The organism is Phenylobacterium sp. (assembly GCF_016793225.1).
Taxonomy (GTDB): Bacteria; Pseudomonadota; Alphaproteobacteria; order Caulobacterales; family Caulobacteraceae; genus Phenylobacterium.
In genome coordinates, this window is sequence record NZ_JAEUMN010000079.1 from 1 (window position 1) to 19,098 (window position 19,098).

17 protein-coding genes are annotated in these 19,098 nt (G+C 72.0%); 11 read left to right on the forward strand and 6 right to left on the reverse strand.

All coding sequences use genetic code 11. The annotated features are described in order from the left end of the window. On the forward strand, positions 1–591 hold a 591-nt coding region (locus tag JNK30_RS09025), incomplete at its 5' end, for a hypothetical protein (RefSeq protein ID WP_293481802.1). 512 nt (positions 592–1,103) lie between these two features. Here the strand turns inward: JNK30_RS09025 and JNK30_RS09030 are convergent. Together JNK30_RS09030 and JNK30_RS09035 are read right to left on the reverse strand one after the other, a co-directional pair. Next, positions 1,104–2,021, reverse strand: coding sequence for a site-specific tyrosine recombinase XerD (locus JNK30_RS09030; protein ID WP_293481804.1), 918 nt, complete (start codon positions 2,019–2,021; stop codon positions 1,104–1,106). Continuing rightward, on the reverse strand, positions 2,018–3,214 hold the full coding sequence (locus JNK30_RS09035) for a hypothetical protein (protein WP_293481806.1): 1,197 nt from the start codon (positions 3,212–3,214) through the stop codon (positions 2,018–2,020). The genes JNK30_RS09030 and JNK30_RS09035 overlap by 4 nt, the downstream gene beginning before the upstream one ends. 68 nt (positions 3,215–3,282) lie before the next feature. Between JNK30_RS09035 and JNK30_RS09040 the strand changes: the two genes are divergently transcribed. From JNK30_RS09040 to JNK30_RS09050, 3 genes are read left to right on the forward strand one after another with little or no spacing between them, the layout of a single operon-like run. Further along, the gene (locus JNK30_RS09040; protein WP_293481808.1) at positions 3,283–3,831 is read left to right on the forward strand and encodes a shikimate kinase; all 549 of its coding nucleotides are present in this window, start codon (positions 3,283–3,285) and stop codon (positions 3,829–3,831) included. Then, positions 3,828–4,940: a 3-dehydroquinate synthase gene (gene aroB / locus JNK30_RS09045; RefSeq protein ID WP_293481810.1), complete on the forward strand. Its 1,113-nt coding sequence runs from the start codon at positions 3,828–3,830 to the stop codon at positions 4,938–4,940. Before JNK30_RS09040 ends, aroB begins: the two co-directional genes overlap by 4 nt. Further along, positions 4,937–6,235, forward strand: coding sequence for an HlyC/CorC family transporter (locus tag JNK30_RS09050; RefSeq protein WP_293481812.1), 1,299 nt, complete (start codon positions 4,937–4,939; stop codon positions 6,233–6,235). The genes aroB and JNK30_RS09050 overlap by 4 nt, the downstream gene beginning before the upstream one ends. Positions 6,236–6,312: 77 nt before the next feature. Here the strand turns inward: JNK30_RS09050 and JNK30_RS09055 are convergent, their stop codons facing one another. The 3 genes from JNK30_RS09055 to JNK30_RS09065 all read right to left on the reverse strand — a co-directional run bounded on the left by JNK30_RS09055 (position 6,313) and on the right by JNK30_RS09065 (position 10,424). Continuing rightward, complete coding sequence (locus JNK30_RS09055; RefSeq protein ID WP_293481814.1) at positions 6,313–9,339, reverse strand: TonB-dependent siderophore receptor; 3,027 nt, start codon at positions 9,337–9,339, stop codon at positions 6,313–6,315. 461 nt (positions 9,340–9,800) lie between these two features. After that, the gene (locus JNK30_RS09060) at positions 9,801–10,052 is read right to left on the reverse strand and encodes a DUF3297 family protein (RefSeq protein ID WP_293481816.1); all 252 of its coding nucleotides are present in this window, start codon (positions 10,050–10,052) and stop codon (positions 9,801–9,803) included. A 39-nt stretch (positions 10,053–10,091) separates the two neighbouring features. After that, positions 10,092–10,424: a hypothetical protein gene (locus JNK30_RS09065; RefSeq protein WP_293481818.1), complete on the reverse strand. Its 333-nt coding sequence runs from the start codon at positions 10,422–10,424 to the stop codon at positions 10,092–10,094. Between the two features lie 198 nt (positions 10,425–10,622). Here JNK30_RS09065 and JNK30_RS09070 point away from each other — a divergent pair, with 198 nt between their 5' ends. From JNK30_RS09070 to JNK30_RS09090, 5 genes are all read left to right on the forward strand, one after another. Further along, positions 10,623–12,851, forward strand: coding sequence for a S9 family peptidase (locus JNK30_RS09070; RefSeq protein ID WP_293481820.1), 2,229 nt, complete (start codon positions 10,623–10,625; stop codon positions 12,849–12,851). Between the two features lie 53 nt (positions 12,852–12,904). After that, positions 12,905–14,719, forward strand: a complete 1,815-nt coding sequence (locus JNK30_RS09075; protein WP_293481822.1) for an alpha/beta fold hydrolase — start codon at positions 12,905–12,907, stop codon at positions 14,717–14,719. Positions 14,720–14,773: 54 nt separating this feature from the next. Continuing rightward, on the forward strand, positions 14,774–15,655 hold the full coding sequence (locus JNK30_RS09080) for a crotonase/enoyl-CoA hydratase family protein (RefSeq protein ID WP_293481824.1): 882 nt from the start codon (positions 14,774–14,776) through the stop codon (positions 15,653–15,655). 268 nt (positions 15,656–15,923) lie between these two features. Continuing rightward, a complete protein-coding gene (locus JNK30_RS09085; protein WP_293481826.1) occupies positions 15,924–16,343 on the forward strand; it encodes a MucR family transcriptional regulator in 420 nt (139 codons plus the stop codon). A 149-nt stretch (positions 16,344–16,492) separates the two neighbouring features. Continuing rightward, positions 16,493–16,993: a PAS domain-containing protein gene (locus tag JNK30_RS09090; RefSeq protein WP_293481828.1), complete on the forward strand. Its 501-nt coding sequence runs from the start codon at positions 16,493–16,495 to the stop codon at positions 16,991–16,993. 13 nt (positions 16,994–17,006) lie between these two features. Here JNK30_RS09090 and JNK30_RS09095 read toward each other — a convergent pair whose 3' ends face one another. Beyond that, entirely contained in the window at positions 17,007–17,441 is a 435-nt protein-coding gene (locus tag JNK30_RS09095; protein ID WP_293481830.1) for a tautomerase family protein, read from the reverse strand. Between the two features lie 78 nt (positions 17,442–17,519). On the opposite strand from JNK30_RS09095, the gene JNK30_RS09100 reads away from it, so the two are divergent. Together JNK30_RS09100 and JNK30_RS09105 are read left to right on the forward strand one after the other, a co-directional pair. Then, on the forward strand, positions 17,520–18,077 hold the full coding sequence (locus JNK30_RS09100; protein ID WP_293481832.1) for a TetR/AcrR family transcriptional regulator: 558 nt from the start codon (positions 17,520–17,522) through the stop codon (positions 18,075–18,077). A gap of 450 nt (positions 18,078–18,527) precedes the next feature. Further along, complete coding sequence (locus JNK30_RS09105; protein ID WP_293481834.1) at positions 18,528–18,920, forward strand: glycine zipper 2TM domain-containing protein; 393 nt, start codon at positions 18,528–18,530, stop codon at positions 18,918–18,920. Positions 18,921–19,098: the final 178 nt, after the last annotated feature.

Below are 19,098 nucleotides of genomic sequence, written 5' to 3' on the forward strand. Positions count from 1 at the left end.
AGGGGCCTCATGGCCCATGCCGCCGAGGGCCAGGACATCGAAGGCTTCGAACGCTGCGGCCGCACGGCCAACGCCTTCGCCCGCACCGTCGGCCAGGTCGTCCTCCTGAAGCAGCGCTTCGACCGCGAGCAGGCCGAGGCCGCCGCCGGCGCCCGCCGCGAGGCCGAGGCCGCCGAGGTCCGCGCCCGCAAGGCCGACGAGGCCGCCCGCGAGCATCACCGCAAGCGCGTCGACAACCGCCTCGCCCGCCTGGTGTGGGGCCGCTTCGGACAGGTCGAGGCGCTGGACGTCTGGGAAGACCTTGAGCCCCGCCTCGCCGAACTCGCCCACGACGACGACTTCCTGGCCACGCCCGTCGAGGCCCTCGTGCAGCGCCTCGCCGACGAGTTCGACCTCCACGATCAGCCCGACGGCGACGACGACGCCGACACACACGACGCCGCCTACCCGGCCGACGTCGGCGACTTCGGCCCCGTTCCCGAGGCCGCGCCCGAACCTCCGCCCCGACCCCCCGATCCCCCGCCGGAGCCCTACATCCCCCCCTGGGAAAAGCTCCGCCCCGGCCAGATCATGCGCGACAGCGGCTGGTAAAGCCCCCAAATCCCCGGCGCCCCCGCGGGACCGCACCCCCGCACGCCCCCGTCATCCCGCGGCTCGTCCGCGGGACCCATGCGTCCGCCGGCTGTGAGCCGGCCGACGTCGCAGGACCCCTGCCGCGCCATCCGACCGCCCCGCAGCCGCCGGCATGGATCCCGCGGACAAGCCGCGGGATGACGGCGTGGGGTGATGGCGGCTGCACGCCTGACCTGTGCAAGTCCCGCCGCTCCCCCTCTCGCTCCGCGAGCTCCCCCAGAGGGGGAGCACCCTCGCCCCCCAAGATCCTCCCCCCTCGGGGGAGGTCCGGCGGCGCATCGCGCCGGCGGGGAGGGGGTGGCGGGCAGGGCCTTCGCCCCAGGACCCCCTCTCGCTCCGCGAGCTCCCCCAGAGGGGGAGCACCCTCCCCCCAAGATCCTCCCCCCCTCGAGGGAGGTCCGGCGGCGCACCGCGCCGGCGGGGAGGGGGTAGCCGGCAGGGCTTCCGCCCAACAGCCCCCCTCCCCCGCGCTACTTCTTCCTGGCGAGCGGGTGGCGGGTCTGGACCACTTCGCGGAGGCGGTCCGAGGCCACGTGGGTGTAGATCTGCGTGGTGGCGATGTCGGCATGGCCGAGCAGCTTCTGGACGATCCGCAGGTCGGCGCCGCCTTCCAGCAGGTGGGTGGCGAAGGCATGCCGCAGCACGTGCGGGCTCACGCGCTCGGGGTCTATTCCGGCGCCCGCCGCCGCCTCGTCCAGCACCTGCGCGAAGCGGCGCGGCGTCAGCCGGCCGGCGCGGCCGCGTGACGGGAACAGCCAGGGGTTGGTCTTCTCCCCCTTGGGCACGAAGCGCCAGCGTTCGCTGAGATAGGCCCGGACCGCCGCGCGCGCCTTGTCGTTCAGCGGCGCCAGCCGCTCCTTGCCGCCCTTGCCCTTCACGATGAGGTAGGAGGGGTCCCGCGCCAGCGCCGCGAGCGGCAGCGCCGTCAGCTCCGAGATCCGCAGCCCCGAGGCGTAGGCGAGCTCCACCATGCAGCCGAACCGCAGCCCCTGGGCGCCGTCGCGGGCGGATGCGGCGGCGATCAGCCGGTCCATCTCCTCGCGCGTGAGCACCTTCGGCAGCGGCCGCCCCTTCTTCGGCGCCTCGACGCGGCGGGACGGATCGTCGTCGCGCCAGCCTTCGCCCAGCACGAAGCGGTAGAACTGGCGCACCGCCGCCCGCCGCCGCGCCGCCGTCGCCGGCGACAGCCCGCGCGCGCCCAGCGCGGCGAAATAGGCCTCCACGTCCTCGGCGGTCGCGGCCGCCAGGCCCGGGCCGCGCGCCGTGAGATAGGCGCCGGCGTCGGCGAGGTCGCGGGCGTAGGCCGAAAGGGTGTTGCGCGCCGCCGCGCGCTCCACGGCCATCATCTCGAGGAAGGCGTCGACCCAGTCGGCCCCTCTGCCGCTCATTTCAGCGCCGCCAGCCCTTCCAGGACGAACAGGCGTGCGTCGTCCGCCAGGCCCGCGCGGGCCAGGGTCCGCACGATGCGGGCGCGGTCGGCCGTCGCGGGCCCCGCGGCGCCGGCGTCCGCGCAGGTCCACAGCGCCAGAAGCGCCGCCTCGCCGGCCCGCCGGGTGTCCGACGCCGCCTCCAGCGCCTGGTTGCGGCCCGCGGGCGCCTTGCCCTCCGGCACGGCGAACCCGGCCAGCTTCGCCCGGTCGGCGCCGGGCAGGTCGTTGGCCAGCGAGGACACCAGCAGCGCCGCCGCCTGCAGGCGCGCGCGGGTCTTGGGGTCCGCGGCCTCGGCCGCCGCGGCGATCAGGGCCGAGACGCCGGCCTCCGGAGGCAGTCCCGCCCGGACCGCGGCGGCCAGGCCGCCGATCTCGGCGTCGATCGTGGTGGTGTCGAAGCCGGGCGTGGGCGGCGCCTCGCCGCCGGCCAGCGCCGCCGCCACCGCCGGCGCGGGCTTGGCGGCGGCCAGGTCGAGGTTCAGCGCCCGCGAGAGCGCCAGGTCGAGCCCGTTCCGCGCCGAGGCCGCGCCCGGCGGCGTGCCCGCGATCCGCGCCGACATCAGCCGGCCGTAGACGGCGTCCCGCGCCTGGGTCTGGGCGAGCTCGAAGGTCAGCTGGGCCTGCGGCGCCTGGCCCGCTTCCAGCTGGCAGAAGGCCCGCAGCCGTATCCAGTAGATGTCGCCGCGGTTCGTCGCGAGGCGCTCGGCGACGCCGCAGGCCCGCGCCGTGTCGCCGGAAAGCAGCGCGGTCTCGGCCGCGGCCCGCGCCAGTTCGGCGTTGCGGTCGACGCCGGGCGCCCGGTCGAGGATCCGCGTGGCGGCGCCCACGTCGCCCAGGGCGATGAGGGCCGTGGCCCTCTGCCCGGCCAGGGCCTCGTCGCCGGCCGAGCCGTCCGGCCCCTTGGCGCCCGTGGCGAGCACGCGGCGGGCGAGATGGGCGGCCGCCGGCGACAGCGGCTTGGCGGCGAGCTGCGGCAGCACGGCGCGCGCGGTGTCGATGGGCGTTCCGGCCCAGAGGTCCGCGGGCAGCCCCGTGTCGCGGCCGGGGGTCGAGAAGGCGTCCGGCGCGGCGAGCTGGACCACCTCCACCTGCGCCGCGGCGGGCCCCGAGAGGGCGGCGGCGAACAGGGCGGGAAGGACGAAGCGCAACATGGACGGCATCCTAGCCACGACCCCGGATTGGCGCGAGCACACAGGCTCGTGTAAAGGCTCTCCCGTTCATGGACCGCTACGAACCTCTGCGCCGCCGGACCATCGCTCTCGTGGGCCTGATGGGCGTGGGCAAGTCGAGTGTCGGGCGCCGGCTCGCCACCGCGCTCGGGCTGCCGTTCCGCGACGCCGACTCCGAGGTCGAGGCCGCCGCCGGCCGCTCGATCCCCGAGATCTTCGCCCAGCTCGGCGAACCCGCCTTCCGCGATGGAGAACGCCGGGTGATCGCCCGCCTGCTCGAAGGGCCGCCGCATGTCCTCGCCACCGGCGGCGGCGCGTTCATGAGCCCCGAGACCCGCGGGCTCATCAAGGAAAAGGCCGTGTCGATCTGGCTCAAGACCGACCTCGAGGTCCTCGCCCGGCGCGTGGGCCGCAAGGACAATCGTCCGCTGATCGCCGGCAAGGATCCGCTGGAGGTCCTGAAGGCCCAGGCCGAGGCGCGGTATCCGGTCTACGCCGAGGCCGACATCACGGTGGAGACCGGCGACGCGGCGCATCACATCACCGTGGGCCAGGTGATCCAGGCGCTGCAGGCGCACCTGGGCGAGACCGCCCGATGAGCCGCACCATCCCCGTCGGCCTGGGCGAGCGCGCGTACGACGTGCTCGTGGGCCAGGGCCTGCTGGACGACGCCGGCCGCCGGATCGCGCCCTTCGCCCGGCGAGGCCGGACCGCGGTGGTCAGCGACGAGACCGTCTGGGCGCTGCACGGGCAAAGGCTCACGGCCGGGCTGGCCGCCGGCGGCGTCGAGGCCCTGCCCGTGGTCGTGCCCCCGGGCGAGCAGACCAAGAGCTTCGAGGGCCTGGCCGACCTCATGGACCGCCTGCTGGCGCTGGAGCTCGACCGGGGCGACATCGTCACCGCCTTCGGCGGCGGCGTGGTGGGCGACCTCGCGGGCTTCGCCGCGGCGATCTACAAGCGCGGCGTCGACTTCGTGCAGATCCCGACCACGCTCCTGGCGCAGGTGGATTCCTCGGTCGGCGGCAAGACCGCCATCGACACGCCCCGCGGCAAGAACCTCGTCGGCGCCTTCCACCAGCCGCGCCTGGTGCTCGCCGACCTCTCCGTCCTGGAGACGCTGCCGGACCGGGAGATGCGGGCCGGCTACGCCGAGGTGATCAAGTACGGCCTCCTGGGCGACCTCGCCTTCTTCGAATGGCTCGAGGCGCACGTCGCCGAGGTGCTCGCCCGCGAACCGTCGGCGCTGTCCCACGCGGTCGCGCGGTCGATCGAGATGAAGGCCGAGATCGTCGCCGCGGACGAGCGCGAACAGGGCTGCCGCGCGCTGCTCAACCTCGGCCACACCTTCGCCCATGCCCTCGAGGCCGAGACCGGCTACGGCGAGGCGCTGCTGCACGGCGAAGCCGTGGGGGTCGGCATGGCGCTGGCCTTCCGCTTCTCCGCCGCCCAGGGCCTGGCGACCGGCCAGGACGCCGGGCGCGCCGCCGCGGCCATCGGCGCCTCCGGCCTGCCGACGACGCTCGACGCCGTCCCGGGGCATCCGTTCGACGCCGGCCGGCTGGTGGCCCACATGGCGCAGGACAAGAAGGCCGAGGCCGGGCGCCTGACCTTCATCCTCGCCCGCGGGCTTGGGGATGCGTTCGTCGCCAAGGACGTGGACGCGGACGCGGTCCGCGCCTTCCTGGCCGCTGAAGGAGCTCTCGCGTGATCTGGGCGGTCCTTGGGGCGCTCGCGCCGTCCCTGCTGATCCTGCTCACCCTGGCGGCGCTGGTGTCGGCGGCGGAAACGTCGATGACCGCCGCCAGCCGCGGCCGGCTGCACCAGCTGGAACGCGAAGGCGACGCCGCCGCGCGGCGGGTCAATCGCCTGATCGGCAACCAGGAGACCATGATCGGGGCGATCCTGCTCTCCAACAACGTCCTGAACATCGGGGCCTCGGCCCTGACCACGGCGGTGCTGACATCGCTGTTCCCGCCCGGCTCGGCCCTCGGCCCGCTGATCTCCACGGCCATCATGACGGTGCTGGTGGTCATCTTCGGCGAGATCCTGCCCAAGACCATCGCCATCGCCCGCGCGGACGACGTCGCGCGGACGCTGTCGATCCCGACCACCTGGCTGGTGCGCATCTTCGGCCCGCTGGCCGACGGCGCGCAGTGGATCGTGCGCCAGACGCTGCGGCCGTTCGGGATCAAGCTCGACGCCGGCGCCGACGTGCTTGCCGCCCACGAGGAGATCCGCGGCGCGGTCGAGTACCACCACTCGGAAGGGCTCGTGGAGACCCGCGACCGCTACATGCTGGGCGGCGTGCTCGACCTGGGCGAGATGGACGTCTCGGAGGTGATGATCCACCGCCGGTCCATGGCCACGCTGGACGGCGCCCTGCCCGCGCGCGACCTCCTGCGCGCCGCCCTCGACGCCAACCACACGCGCCTGCCGGTCTACCGCGACGAGCCGGACAACATCGTGGGCGTCCTGCACCTGAAGGACCTGCTGGCCGCGCTCGCCGACGCCGAGGGCGACATCGGCGCCGTCGACGTGTCGGCCATCCTGCGCGAGCCCTGGTACATCCCCGAGACCACGACGCTGAAGGACCAGCTCGCCGCCTTCCTGAAGCGCCAGGTCCACTTCGCGCTGGTGGTCGACGAGTACGGCGCGCTGCAGGGCCTCGTCACGCTCGAGGACATCCTCGAGGAGATCGTGGGCGAGATCGAGGACGAGCACGACGTCGTGGCGCGCGGCGTGAAGCCGCTGGCGGACGGCGGCGTCCTGGTCGAGGGCGCGGTCACCATCCGCGACCTCAACCGCGCCATGAACTGGAACCTGCCCGACGACGAGGCGGTGACGGTGGCCGGGCTCCTCATCCACGAGGCCGAGGCGATCCCCGAGGTCGGCCAGGCCTTCACGTTCCATCGCCATCGCTTCCGGGTCGAGGCCCGCAAGGGCGCCCGCATCACCTCGCTGAAGGTCGAGCCGCTGCCGCCGCTCGAGGACGACGAGGAGTAGCGCCCCGCCCGGAACGACGAAGACCCCCTTCCCGAGGGAAAGGGGGTCCCGTCTCGGCGGCCGTCCCGGATCGGGGCCTAGAAGTTCAGGTTCGCGCCGACGAAGAAGAACCGGCCGCGGTTGTCGTACTGCGAGGCGCCGAGCCCCGTGCCGTTGTAGGTCTCAGGCAGGCCGGGGGGCTCGCGGTCGAACAGGTTGATGACGCCCGCCCGGAAGACGATGTCGTCGTTCATCCGGTAGGTGGCGCGCAGGTCGTGCCGGAAGTAGTCGCCCGTGTAGTAGGGGTCGAGCTGGTTCGGCTGGAACGCGTTGTTGGCGATCATCGAGTCGATCCAGAGCGTGTTCCAGGTCACCGACACCTTGCCGTAGGTCCAGCGGGCGGTGGCGTTCACCTTCCACTCGGCCAGCGCGTTGTTGATCGAGTTCGCGAGCTGGGTGAACGCCTGGCCCGGCAGGCCCTGCAGGTGGAAGCGGTACATCCAGGTGGCGTCCAGGCGCAGGGCGACGTCGCCGTAGTCCTGCCCCATCAGATCCTCGGTGCGGAAGCCGTACGACACCGCGTAGTCCCAGCCCTCGACCTTCACGCTGGCGACGTTCTGGTTGATGAGGAAGACCTCGGTGACCCCGCCGACCACGCCGGTGTTCACGCCGGTCGGGTCCCGCACGATCTGGGCGCAGAACGGGTTCGAGGCGATCGGCTGCGTCGAGTCGTAGCAGAGGCCCTGGAACAGCGTGTTGATCGGCACCGTGCCCACCTGCTGGGTCACGTTGTACTTGAAGAAGTCCGCCGAGATCTGGAGGTTCGGGACCCAGCGCGGCTGGATCACGACGCCGTACTGGTAGGTGTGCGCCGTCTCCGGACCGAGGTCCGGATTGCCGCCCACGGTGAGCGGCAGCGACGGCCGGCCGGTCCCGAAGTTCGACTGGAAGGTGGCCGAGTTCCACCCGGGGATCGCCGCCGCGCAGGTGACGCGCCGCGCCGCCTGCTGGGCCGCGGTCGCCCCCGCGAACACCGCCGCGTCGCACGGGTCGGTGGCTGCGGTCGTGAAGTTCCGGCTCTGCGGCGCGAAGAGCTCGACGATGTTCGGCGCACGCACCGCGGTGCTCTGCGAGCCGCGCAACCGGATGTCATCGATCGGCGCCCACTCCAGGTGGATGCGGTACTGGTCGGCGCCGCCGATCGTCGAATAGTCCGAGACGCGTCCGGCCAGCTCCAGCGTCAGCTCCTCGGCGAACGGAACGTCCTTCAGGAGCGGGATGCGGATCTCGCCGTAGGCCTCCTTCACGTCGTACTCGCCCTCGCGCGTGCCGATGGCGTTGATGAACAGCGCGGCGGAGGCGCCCAGCGCATCCTGGGCGAAGCGGCTCTTCTCCTTGCGGTACTCGGCGCCGAAAGCCACGCCCACCGGGCCGGCCGGAAGTTCGAACAGGCTGGTGGTGAAGTTCAGGCCGGCGACCGTCTGCGAGACGTCCTGGTCCGTGGCCGAGTTGGCGTTCGACCACAGGATCGCCTCGCGGGACGGGCCGTTGATCAGGTCCCAGGGCGCGCAGCCGGCCGCGCGGGCCGCCGCGTCGCGGCACACCACCTGCCCGTTGAGCAGAACCGCGTCCACCGCCTGCTGGACGCGCGCCAGGTTCGGGACGTTGTACGAGGTCGTCTTGCCGGCCAGGTCGGAATACTGGACGTAGGCGTCCCAGTTCACCTGGCGGCCGAAGGTCTCGAACTCGCCCTCCATGCCGCCGGCGATGCGGATCTGCTCGCGCTCGGTCTTCACGTCGCGCCAGCCGAACTCCTCCCAGATCTTGCCGACGTTGACGGCGCTCGCCTGGGTGAGCGTCAGGCCCGCGCCCCGCTGGGCGAACGGCAGCGGCTGTCCGTTCGGACCGTTCACGGGCCCCGTCCACACGGCGCGCAGCGCCGCGGCCGTGGCGCCGGGACCGTTCAGGTAGGCGTTGTCGCCCCGCATGACGATCGGCATCGTCCCGCCGCCGCTGGCGTTGGAGAACGCCGGCACGAAGTAGCCGTAGCCGGAGACCTTCACGTAGCTCGCGTCGACGAAGGCCTTCCAGGTGTCGGTGATCTGGTAGTCCACATAGGTCCGCAGGACGGCGCGGTTCGCCTTGCCCTGCAGGGCCGTGTACAGCTGGCTGTAGACGAGCGACGCGTCCTGGCAGGTGGGCAGGACCACCCCGGTCGCGCAGGCCGGCGACAGGCGCACCAGCGAGGCGCCGTTGTCGCGCAGGTCACGGCTGACGGCGAGGCCGCCGACCACCGTGTCGGTCGAGGTGACGTTGGAATTGCGCAGCTGGAAGGTGGCGAACGGCGACAGGTTCGTGCGCGAGTTCGGGACGACGTTCTGGGTCGTCACGCCGGCCGCGTTGTTGCGCCGCACGCCCGGGAAGGCGAAGTCGCGGTCGCGGGCCATGATCTTGTCGATGCTGGCGTACTCGCCGCCCACCAGCACGTTGAGCCGGTCCTCGAAGTACTTCGAGCCCCAGTTGAAGCCGACCCGGAGCTCCTCGCCGTCGCCCTCCTGGGCGATGCCGCCCTGGACGTCGAGCTCGAGCCCGCGCTGCTCCTTCTTCATGATGAAGTTCACGACGCCGGCGATGGCCTCCGAGCCGTAGACCGCCGAGGCGCCGCCCGCGATGGTCTCGACCCGCTCGATCATCAGCGAGGGGATCGTGTTCAGGTCGACCGCGGGCGACGAGGCGTCCGAGAACGGCAGGCGGCGGCCGTCCATCAGCACCAGCGTCCGCTGGGCGCCCAGGCCGCGGATGTCGGCGCGGGTCTGGCCGGCCAGGAACAGCGTCGCCGAGGTGGTCTGGGCGTTCTGGTTGGGGTTCAGGCTGGGCTGCTCCATCAGCACGTCGCCCACCGACACCTGCCCGGCCTCTCGGATCGTCTCGGCCGTGACGACCGAGAGCGGCTGCGGCGCGTTGAAGGTGTCGCGCCGGATGCGCGAGCCGGTGACCACGATCTCGCCGACCTCCGTGCCCTCCTCGGCGGTCTGGGCGACGGCCGCGCCGAACGGCGCCGCGGCCGAGAGGGCCCCGGCGATGAGGGTGGTGGCCAGCAGGCGCTGGCGAATGGAATAGGCCATGGAACTCCGGTCCCCTGTTGCCCCGGCGGTCGCGCCGCGGGAGGTGCGTGCTGCTGTCAGCGGACATGTCGGGACGCGCGCGTGCTGCGGCGCCCCATGCCGCTGCCTGCGTTTCCTCTAGGGAGGCCCCGGCCGGGGGATTAGGGAGATCGCCTCACCCATTGCATGAATAACGTTCAGGCAGGGCGCGCCGCCGGACGCTTCAGCCTGCATCTATGCTTCTGTCTTTGCAGGATTTTCGCTGGCCGCCGCGGCTTCGCCATTCGGCGCCGGGATTCCGTTGCGCGACGGTCACGCACCGATGCGACCGGTCGATCCGGCGCGTTGTGTGGCGCCCGCGCCACGACAATGACGCAAGACGCGCGACGAGCGGCGGCGTGGGGACGGTCGGAAGCGCAGGACGTCCCGGATCCAGCCTGCCGGCGCTGCGGACGGCGGGCCGCCGGGGACCGGCTGGCCTCTCAGCCCTCGCGGAAGTAGGGCTCCACCGGCCCCTGGAGCTTGACCGTCAGGGGGTTGCCGTGACGGTCCTTGGACGCGCCCACGGAGAGCCGCACCCAGCCTTCGCTGACGCAGTATTCCTCGACGTTCGTCTTGTCCTGCCCCTTGAAGCGCACGCCCACGTTCCGCTGCAGCACCGCCTCGTCGTAGTAGGGGCTGCGGGGATCGACGCTCAGCCGGTCGGGAAGGGTCGGAGGGGTCTCGTCGCTCATGGCGGCGAGGTAGACCGCCGGAGGTCACAAGTCGAGCCCTCAGCGGGCGGCGGCCGCCTTGGCGAGCGTCGTCTCGAGGGACGCCTTTAGCTTCGCCATCACCTCGGGGGTCAAGGCGCGCCCGTGGTCGGGATCCATCGCCAGTCCCTCGATGCTGACCCCCGCGAAGATGGTCGCCACCTCCGGGTCCCTCATCCGCTCGGAGAGGCCGGGGAAGTGCCGATCGAGCCAGGCCAGGGTGACCGGGTCTTCCATCAACTGCTCGATGGGCGTGTCGAGGGTGTATCTGGCCGGCGTCTGCGCCATGGCCGGTGCGGCGAGCGCCAGCGCCGCGACGGGGCCCAAGAGACGGTGCAGCAATGGCGTCCTCATGCCCCGCACTCTGCCGCAGCCGGCTCGGCCGACGATTGCGCCCTCCGTTTCAGCGGCGCCACGAACCCAGCGCCTGTGACCGCCGACCGTCACGAGCGCCCCGCTTGCCGCGCCATTCCATGGCGATCGCCGCAGGCGGCGCCGGCGCCGGCCGGACGGGAGATTGCCAAGCGGCCGGCTTCCCTGTTCAACCCCGCCATGAAGTTGCTCACCGCCGCCCTCGCGGCCGCCCTCGTCGCCGCCGCGCCCCTCACCCCCGCCATGGCCGAACGCCTTCCCCCGCTCAGGGTCTTCGAAAGTCCCGACATCTCGGGCCCGCGCGCCCGCGGCGTGAAGCTGTCGCCGGACGGCAAGGCGGTCACCTACATCAAGACCCGCGCCGACGACCTCACCATCTCGGACCTGTGGATCGCCGACGTGGCCGGCGGCGAGCCGCGGATGCTGCTCGACGGTCGCAAGCTCGCGCCCCCTGCCCGCGAGCTCTCCGAGGCCGAGAAGGCGCGCCGCGAGCGGGCCGGCGTCGCCACGCGGGGCGTGGTCGACTACGCCTGGGACGACCAGGCCCGGATGATCCTGGCGCCCGTGGAAGGCGACCTCTGGGTCTACGACATCGCCGCGGGCCAGGCCCGCCAGCTCACCCGCTCGGCCGCCGACGAGATCGACGCGAAGGTGTCGCCGAAGGGCGGCTTCGTCTCGTTTGTCCGCGACGACAACCTCTACATCGTCCCGGCCTCGGGCGGTCCGGAACGCGCGGTGACCGAGGGCGGGACGGAGCTCAAGAGCTGGGGCACGGCCGAGTTCATCGCCCAGGAGGAGATGGACCGATCGACCGGCTACTGGTGGAGCCCCGACGATCGGGCCATCGCGGTCGCGTTCGTGGACCAGACGGGCGTCGACGTCGTTCCGCGGCCCGAGGTGAACGCCACCGGCGCCCAGGTCGTCGCCCAACGCTATCCCCGCGCCGGACGGCCGAACGCCCGGGTGGACCTCTTCGTCCAGCCCCTGGCGGGACCCCGGGTGAAGGTGGACCTCGGGCCCAACGCCGACATCTATCTCGCCCGTGTCGCCTGGGCCAAGGACGGCAGGACGCTCTACGTCCAGCGGCAGAGCCGCGACCAGCGCCGCCTCGACATCCTGGCCGTGGACCCGGCCACCGGCGCCTCGAAGGTCATCCTCTCCGAGACGAGCCCCCACTGGGTGGACCTGACCAACGACTTCCGGCCGCTCAAGGACGGGAACTTCCTATGGTCCTCGGAGCGGTCGGGCTGGCTGCACCTCTACCTGTACGGCCCCGACGGCCGCCTGATCCGCCAGGTCACGCAGGGCGACTGGGCGGTCGAGAAGATCGAGGGCGTGGACGAGGCCACGGGCCGGGTGCTTTTCCTCGGCCGGAAGGACAATCCGACCGAGAACCGGCTGTACGCGGTCTCATACCGTACCCCGGGCCCGCCGAAGGCGCTGACGCCCGGCGGCGGCGTGTGGGCCGTGGCCGTCGCCGAGAAGGGCGGCGCCTTCGTCGGGACCTACGAGGATCCGAAGACGCCGCCGCAGACCGCGCTCTACCGCGCCGACGGCGTGCGGGTGCGGTGGATCGAGGAGAACGCCCTGAAGGCGGGCCACCCCTTCTGGCCGTACGCCGAACGCCTGCGTGAACCGCAGTTCGGGACGATCAAGGCCGCCGATGGCCAGGACCTCTGGTGGTCGCTGCGCACGCCGCCGGGGTTCGACCCCTCGAAGCGGCACCCGGTGATCGTGCAGGTCTACGGCGGGCCCGGGTCGGCCCGGGTGCAGAAGACCTGGCACTCGCCCGAGGACCAGATCCTGCTGGACGCCGGCTACATCCTGTTCCGGCTCGACAACCGCGGCACGCCCAACCGTTCGGTGGCCTTCAAGACCGCCATCGACCGGCGACTCGGCCAGCTGGAGGTCGAAGACCAGATCGCGGGCGCCCGCTACCTGCAGTCCCTGCCCTTCGTCGACCCGGACCGGATCGGCGTCACCGGCTGGTCCTACGGCGGCTACATGACGCTGCTGATGCTCACCGCGCCCGACAGCCCCTTCCGGGCCGGAGTGGCGGGCGCCCCGGTCACGGACTGGGCGCTGTACGACACCCACTACACCGAGCGCTTCATGGGAACGCCCGCGGAGAACGCCGCCGGCTACGCGGCCACCGAGCTCACGTCGCGGGCCTCTAAGCTGAAGCCGGGCGCCGTCCTGATCGTCCACGGCATGGCCGACGACAACGTCACGTTCGACCACACGACCCGGCTGCTGTTCGCGCTGCAGGCGGCGGGGACGCCCTTCGAGACCATGGTCTATCCGGGGCTTCGTCACCGCGGCGGGTGGACGCCGATGAACCGGATGCATCGGGCGGTCCAGACGCTCGACTTCTTCGACCGCAAGCTCAGGACGCCCGGCCGGGACTAGCGTTCCGCGAACGATGCTTCGCGGACCGAGCGTTGCGGCGTACCCTGCCGGCCATGGCTGGTGACACGCAGGGCGAGGCGGACGAGGCAGCCCTCGCCGATCTGGCGGCGCTGCTCCGCACGACGGAAGGCGAGGCGTACGACCTGACGCGCCTGGAGCCGGAATCCACGCCGCTGTTCAACCTCGACAGCATCGCGGCGGCGGTGGTGGACAGCCACGGCGAGACCAGCTTCGCGACGCCGGCGTTCATCGGCATGGAGGGCCCGGCGTGCGTGGACGCCGAGATCGTCCGCCGCGTGCTGCACAGCGACGCCACCGTCTCGGCGCCGGTGGCGCTCGCGGGCGCGGAGGAAAGCGCCGTCTTCCTGTACGCGCGAGCCGAGCGGGCCACGGGCTGGCGGCTGCCGCCCGGCGTGCACGAGGCCGCGGTCGCGCGCCCCGGCCAGGTGGTCGTGCTGACCAGCCACGCCGCACACGTGACCCCGCCGCTGGAGGCCGCCTGCCGCGCCCACGGTCTGAACGGCCTGCAGACCCGCGTGGTGACCGAGATCGTCCGGACCGGGGGCGTGCGGCCCGCTGCCGCGGCGGCCGGCGTCTCCTACAACACCGCCCGCGAGGCGCTCGCCGAGGCGCTGGCGCGCGCGGGGGTGCGACGGCTGCCTGCCCTGGTGACGCAGCTGATGTCGCTGGCGTTCGGGGTCCTGCCCGACGCCGACGCCAGCGAGGTGCTGGGCGACCTGTGGGGTCTCACGCCGAGGCAGGCGGCGATCGCCGGGCTGGTGGCGGGCGGTGCGTCGCGCAAGACGGCGGCCGCGGTGCTGTCGGTCAGCGAGGCCGTGGTCCGGAAGGACCTGGAGCGCGTCCACCTGATGCTGCAGGTGTCCACGGCCAGCGCGCTCTCGCGCAAGGTCGTGGAAGCCCGGGCGCTGCGCTGGCTGACCGAGGCCACGGGTGGCCAGATCGGCTTCGCGGACACCGCCGAGCCGCTGCTGCTGGTTCGCCGTCCCGACGGGCGGCGGATCGCGGTGAGCGACTACGGGCCCTCGTCCGGCCGGCCCGTGCTGGTGGTCCACTCGAGCACCACCACCCGGGTGGTGGCCCGCGGCCTGCTGCGCGCCCTGCACGCCGAGGGCTACCGGCCCATCGCCATCGACCGTCCCGGCTTCGGCCTCACCGACGAGATCGCCGGGCTGGAGGCCGGCGCGCACGACCCCTTCGCGGCGGCGACGGACGATGTCGTCCGGGTGCTCGACCACCTGCGGATCGACCGGACCGACCTGGTCGCCCGGGGCGCCGCGCAGTTCGTCCTGGCCCTGCACCAGGCGGCGCCGGGCCGGCTGGGCCGGGTGGTGCTGGTGAACCCGGACCCGCACATGGCCGCGAGCGGCCGCGGCGTGGGCGGCGTCAACCTCACCAAGCAGGCGTTCCAGCGGAACCCGGCCGTGATCCGCCTCCTGGCCGGACCGCTCACGCGCGGGGTCACGGCCGAGGGGTTCATCCGCCGCCTGCAGCGGGACGTCTGCGGGAGTCCGCCGGACGAGGCCGCCCTGCAGGACCCCGAGCTGACCCGCGACTACTTCCGCGCGGTCCGGACCTTCGCCACGGGCCGCCACGCCGGAATCATCAACGAGCAGGTCGCCTTCGCCCGCGGGACCCGGCCGCCGACCGTTCGGGGCACGAAGGGATGGACGGTCCTGGTGGGGGCTCACGACTTCATGCACGACCCCCAGCGGGTGGCGGTCTACTGGCGCGACGTCCTGCCGGATGCGGAGTTGCGCGTGATCGCCGACGCCGGCCGTTTCCTCGCGCTCAGCCATCCGCACCACGTGCTGGCGGCGCTGCGCCGGGAACCGCCGGCGGGGTCTTGACCTCCTTACCGTCAAGCGGGCCGTGATGGCGCGAACACTCCACGAGGAAGCCCCATGGCCAGCTACGAGACCCTGATCCTGGACGTCGAAGACGGGATCGCCACGATGACGCTGAACCGGCCCGACAAGCTGAACGCCTTCAACACCCAGATGATGAAGGACATGATCGCGGCGTTCGACGAGACCGACGCCAACGACGAGGTGCGCGCGGTGATCGTGACGGGCGCCGGACGGGCGTTCTGCGCCGGCGCCGACCTGTCGGCCGGCGGCGAGACGTTCAACTACGATGCGCGTTCGCCCCAGGACCAGGCGGCGCGCGCGGGCGCTGGCGGCGTGAACCGCGACGGCGGCGGCCTGCTCACCCTGCGGATCTTCGAGAGCCTCAAGCCTGTGATCTCGGCCTGCAACGGCCCGGCCGTGGGCGTGGGCGTCACCATGCAGTGCGCGATGGACATCCGCCTGGCGAGCGAGAACGCCCGCTACGGCTTCGTGTTCGCCCGCCGGGGGCTGAACCCCGAGGCCGCGTCGTCGTGGTTCCTGCCCCATCTGGTGGGCGTCCAGACGGCCCTGGAGTGGTGCTACACCGGCCGCATCTTCCCGGCCTCGGAAGCGCACGAGAAGGGCTTCGTCCGCTCCATCCACGCGCCCGACGATCTGCTGCCCGCCGCCCGCGCCATCGCCCGCGAGATCGCCGACAACACGGCCCCCGTGTCCGTGGCCATCACCCGGCAGCTGATCTGGCGCATGGCCGGCGCCGCGCACCCGATGGACGCGCACCGGGCCGACAGCCGCGGGATCCAGGCGCGGGGCAAGTCGGGCGACGCGCGCGAAGGGGTCACCTCGTTCCTCGAGAAGCGGCCGCCGCAGTATCCGGACAAGGTGTCGAAGGACCTGCCGGACATCTGGGATCACTGGAGCCGGCCCACGTTCAGCTGATCGGGATGTCCCGGCCCGGCGTCGGGGTCCGCGGACCCCGACGGAAGGCTATGTCTCTCCGTCTGCGGGTGTAGGTACAACGCATCCGCTTACTGGACCTGGGGTTACGGTTGTTGGCCCCACGGCGCTCTTCTGTTCTGACGACAGGAGAGTGCGGGTGTTCTCTATTTCACGGTTGTATCGAGCTTTCGATGCCGATAATGACGGCGCAATCATTTGTGAATCACGCGCCGTCGTCTCTTGGCGTGAAAGCAGTGGAATCAAAGAAATGGATGAGAAGACGGACGTCATCGAAATGACGGCGGATATTGTTTCCGCCTACGTGGGCAACAACACTGTCGCCGCGGGCGACCTTCCCGGTCTGATCCAGAGCGTTCACCGCGCGCTGGCCGGCGTGTCCTCGGGCGCCGAGACTGTCGAGGCCGCGCCGAAGGAACCGGCCGTGCCGATCCGCCGCTCGATCACGCCGGACTATCTCGTCTGCCTGGAGGACGGCCGCAAGTTCAAGTCGCTGAAGCGCCACCTGCGGACGAAGTACAACATGAGCCCCGAGGAATACCGGGCGAAGTGGGGGCTGGCGAAGGACTACCCGATGGTGGCCCCGAACTATGCCAAGGCCCGCTCCGACCTGGCCAAGCAGATGGGCCTGGGGCAAGGCGGCCGGCAGGCGCCGAAGCGCAAGCGCTAGACCGCACTGCCCGATCGCAAGATCCGACGCCCGCCGGCCACACCGGCGGGCGTTTTTGCGTGCCGTTAACCACTTTCAGCTTGCCGCCGATTCGCGGGTCAGCGATTGTGATTCGCCATGAATCCAAAAGATTACCGGCGTATCTGAACATGGCGGCGCAGATCGGACCCCCGACGGCGGCGATCCGGGCTCACGAGGAGCTCTTCGCCTACTGGTGCTCGCTGAAGGCCGATGCGCCGGCGCCGCCGCGGCGGAAGATCGACCCGGCGGGGATGAAGCGGCTCCTGCCGACCGTCAGCCTCATCGAGACCCCGCGCGTCACCGGCCAGGACTATCGGGTCCGCCTGGCGGGGACGGGCCTCTACAGCGTCTACGGCCGCGAGATCACCGGGCGGTCGTTCTCCGAGGTCTACAATTCCGCGGCCGCCGACTACTGGCGCAGCGAACTCGACAAGGTGGTCAGCGAGCGCAAGCCCGGCGTGGGCGTCCACAGCCTGTCGTGGCGGGGCGCCTCGCACCTGTCGATCATCTGGATCCGCCTGCCGCTCGCCACCGAGGGCGAGGACGTGGGCATGATCCTGGGCTACGACGCCGTCGTGGGGCTGCCCGCGGGCGCCGCCGCCCCCACGGGGATCCGCCCCGCGGCCTGACCCGAACGCCGCCTCAGGCCACCGTGGCCGTGAGCGGCGAGGGCCGGTTCTCGGCCTTCCAGCGCTTCTCGTCCTCGGTGTCCGGTGCGGGCGGGCGCATACCGTTGATGGACCAGAGCTCGAAGCTGGTCTCGTCGATGTGGAACTCCCAGTCGAAGCCGCGGTCGCCGATGTGCGGCGTGAGGGCCGCGATGACGTGGTTCATCCACCGCGTACGGGCCTCCGCGTTCGGCAGCGTGCGGGCGATGTGGTCGACCCAGATCCGCACGAAGTTCGTGGCCGGCTCGCCGCCCAGGTAGAAGTCGTCGGCGGGGACGGCCTGGAACACCACGCCCACGTAGAAGCGGGGCAGCCGGGGCGCGTAGAGCTCGGTGATGGTCTGCGACAGCGCCCGCTTCTGCTCGGCCGTGAAGGCGTCTTCGGGATGGTAGATCTTCCACAGCGGCACGGTCGTCTCCTGGTGTCGGGGTTGTTATGATGATCATCATCATTATAATTCGCGACCGTCAAGACGGAGGTCGAGGCTTTGAGGATCAGCAAGGCGCAGGCGCAGGCGAACCGCGACCGGGTGCTGGCGGCGGCGGCGGAAATGTTCCGTGCGCACGGTTTCGAAGGCGTCAGCGTCGGCGAGCTGATGAGCGCCGCCGGCTTCACTCACGGCGGCTTCTACAACCACTTCGGCTCCAAGGAGGCGCTGGCCGCCGAGGCGCTCTCGGCAGCGTGGACGCAGATGGAGGCCGAGCGGGCGCGGGCGGCGGACCTGGCGCAGCTGCTGGACGGCTACCTCTCGCCGGCGGCCCGCGGCGCGCCCGGGCGCAGCTGCCCGGCCGCGGCGTTGGCCGGCGAGGTCTCGCGCGGGCCGCCAGCCGTCCGGGCCGCCTTCGCCGAGGGCCTGGAACGGATGATCGCCGAGGTCGAAGGCGGCCTGTCCGGCGAATCAGCCGAGCGCCGCTCGCGGGCCGTGGCGCTGGTTTCCGGCATGGTCGGCGCCCTGATGCTCTCCAGGGCGGTCCCTGAGGCGAGTCCGCTGGCCGACGAACTGCTCGCCGCCACCCGGCGGGAGGCGAAACGGGCTCTCCTGTGACGCGAAGCTGTGGCTCTGCGGCCTCATGACAAAAATGCAGAGCGGCGATGCGAACTCACCGATCCTTAATCGCGTTCGGCGATGCTATCAGAAGCTTGTCCACACGGACGGCCCCGCTCCCCACGGGGTTCCTCCCCAGACTGAAGGCAGACTACGATGAGCGTCGTGCAGATCCGGAGCCTGGTCGATCGGATCGCCCCAGCAGTGCTGCTGACGGCGATGTTCGGCCTGGTGTGCGGGTTCGCCGCGATCGGCATGGTGGGCGTGGCCTGACAGGCCTCGCCAATCCGGCCCCGGCGGGCCTCACTCGCAAGCGGTCAAGGGCTCCATCCGGGGCCCTTTTTCGTTGGCGCCGCCGGCCCCGCTACCTGTCGCGCGGATGAACGGTCGGCTCCGGGGCCGTTCAGGGCGCGGGCTCTAGGTTGGGTCAACTTCTCAAGGAGACCTGCCATGACCAACAAGATTGCAAAGGCCGCGATGGCCCTGACCGTGGCCGGCGCCGTCGCCCTCCCCGCGACCCAGGCCGCCGCCGGCTCGAAGACCGAAGGCGCGCTGATCGGCGCCCTCATCGGCGGCGTCGCCGGCGCCGCCATCGGCGACGGCAAGGGCGAAGCCGTGGCGCTGGGCGCCGTGGCCGGCGCCGCGCTCGGCGCGGCGGCCAGCGATAACGACCGCCGCCACTACCGCTCGGGTTATCGTTACCGCACGACCCAGCCCTACTACGCCCGCGACAGCCGCTACCGCAGCTACGACCGGGGCTACTACGGCTCCTCGTACCGGGGCGACCGCTACGACGGCTACCGTCGCGGCTACAACGACCGCGGCTACTACTACGGCCGCTGACGCCGGGAAGAGGGCCCTTCGGGGCCCTCTTCTTGTCGGTGCGCGAGGGCGGCGGCGCGGCGCGCCGCCCCGAGCGTTCATGCGCAAACGCATAGCCGTCAGGCAAAATCGCTGATCTGTACAACGTTCAGATGGTGGTATCTAAACAGTGTCCAGACGGACAGCCCGCTCCCCCGGG

Coding starts and splice junctions, on each gene's coding strand:
- JNK30_RS09030 (WP_293481804.1), bottom strand. CDS start 2,021: ATGAGCGGCAGAGGGGCCGACTGGGTCGACGCCTTCCTCGAGATGATG.
- JNK30_RS09035 (WP_293481806.1), bottom strand. CDS start 3,214: ATGTTGCGCTTCGTCCTTCCCGCCCTGTTCGCCGCCGCCCTCTCGGGG.
- JNK30_RS09040 (WP_293481808.1), top strand. CDS start 3,283: ATGGACCGCTACGAACCTCTGCGCCGCCGGACCATCGCTCTCGTGGGC.
- aroB (WP_293481810.1), top strand. CDS start 3,828: ATGAGCCGCACCATCCCCGTCGGCCTGGGCGAGCGCGCGTACGACGTG.
- JNK30_RS09055 (WP_293481814.1), bottom strand. CDS start 9,339: ATGGCCTATTCCATTCGCCAGCGCCTGCTGGCCACCACCCTCATCGCC.
- JNK30_RS09060 (WP_293481816.1), bottom strand. CDS start 10,052: ATGAGCGACGAGACCCCTCCGACCCTTCCCGACCGGCTGAGCGTCGAT.
- JNK30_RS09065 (WP_293481818.1), bottom strand. CDS start 10,424: ATGAGGACGCCATTGCTGCACCGTCTCTTGGGCCCCGTCGCGGCGCTG.
- JNK30_RS09070 (WP_293481820.1), top strand. CDS start 10,623: ATGAAGTTGCTCACCGCCGCCCTCGCGGCCGCCCTCGTCGCCGCCGCG.
- JNK30_RS09075 (WP_293481822.1), top strand. CDS start 12,905: ATGGCTGGTGACACGCAGGGCGAGGCGGACGAGGCAGCCCTCGCCGAT.
- JNK30_RS09080 (WP_293481824.1), top strand. CDS start 14,774: ATGGCCAGCTACGAGACCCTGATCCTGGACGTCGAAGACGGGATCGCC.
- JNK30_RS09085 (WP_293481826.1), top strand. CDS start 15,924: ATGGATGAGAAGACGGACGTCATCGAAATGACGGCGGATATTGTTTCC.
- JNK30_RS09090 (WP_293481828.1), top strand. CDS start 16,493: ATGGCGGCGCAGATCGGACCCCCGACGGCGGCGATCCGGGCTCACGAG.
- JNK30_RS09105 (WP_293481834.1), top strand. CDS start 18,528: ATGACCAACAAGATTGCAAAGGCCGCGATGGCCCTGACCGTGGCCGGC.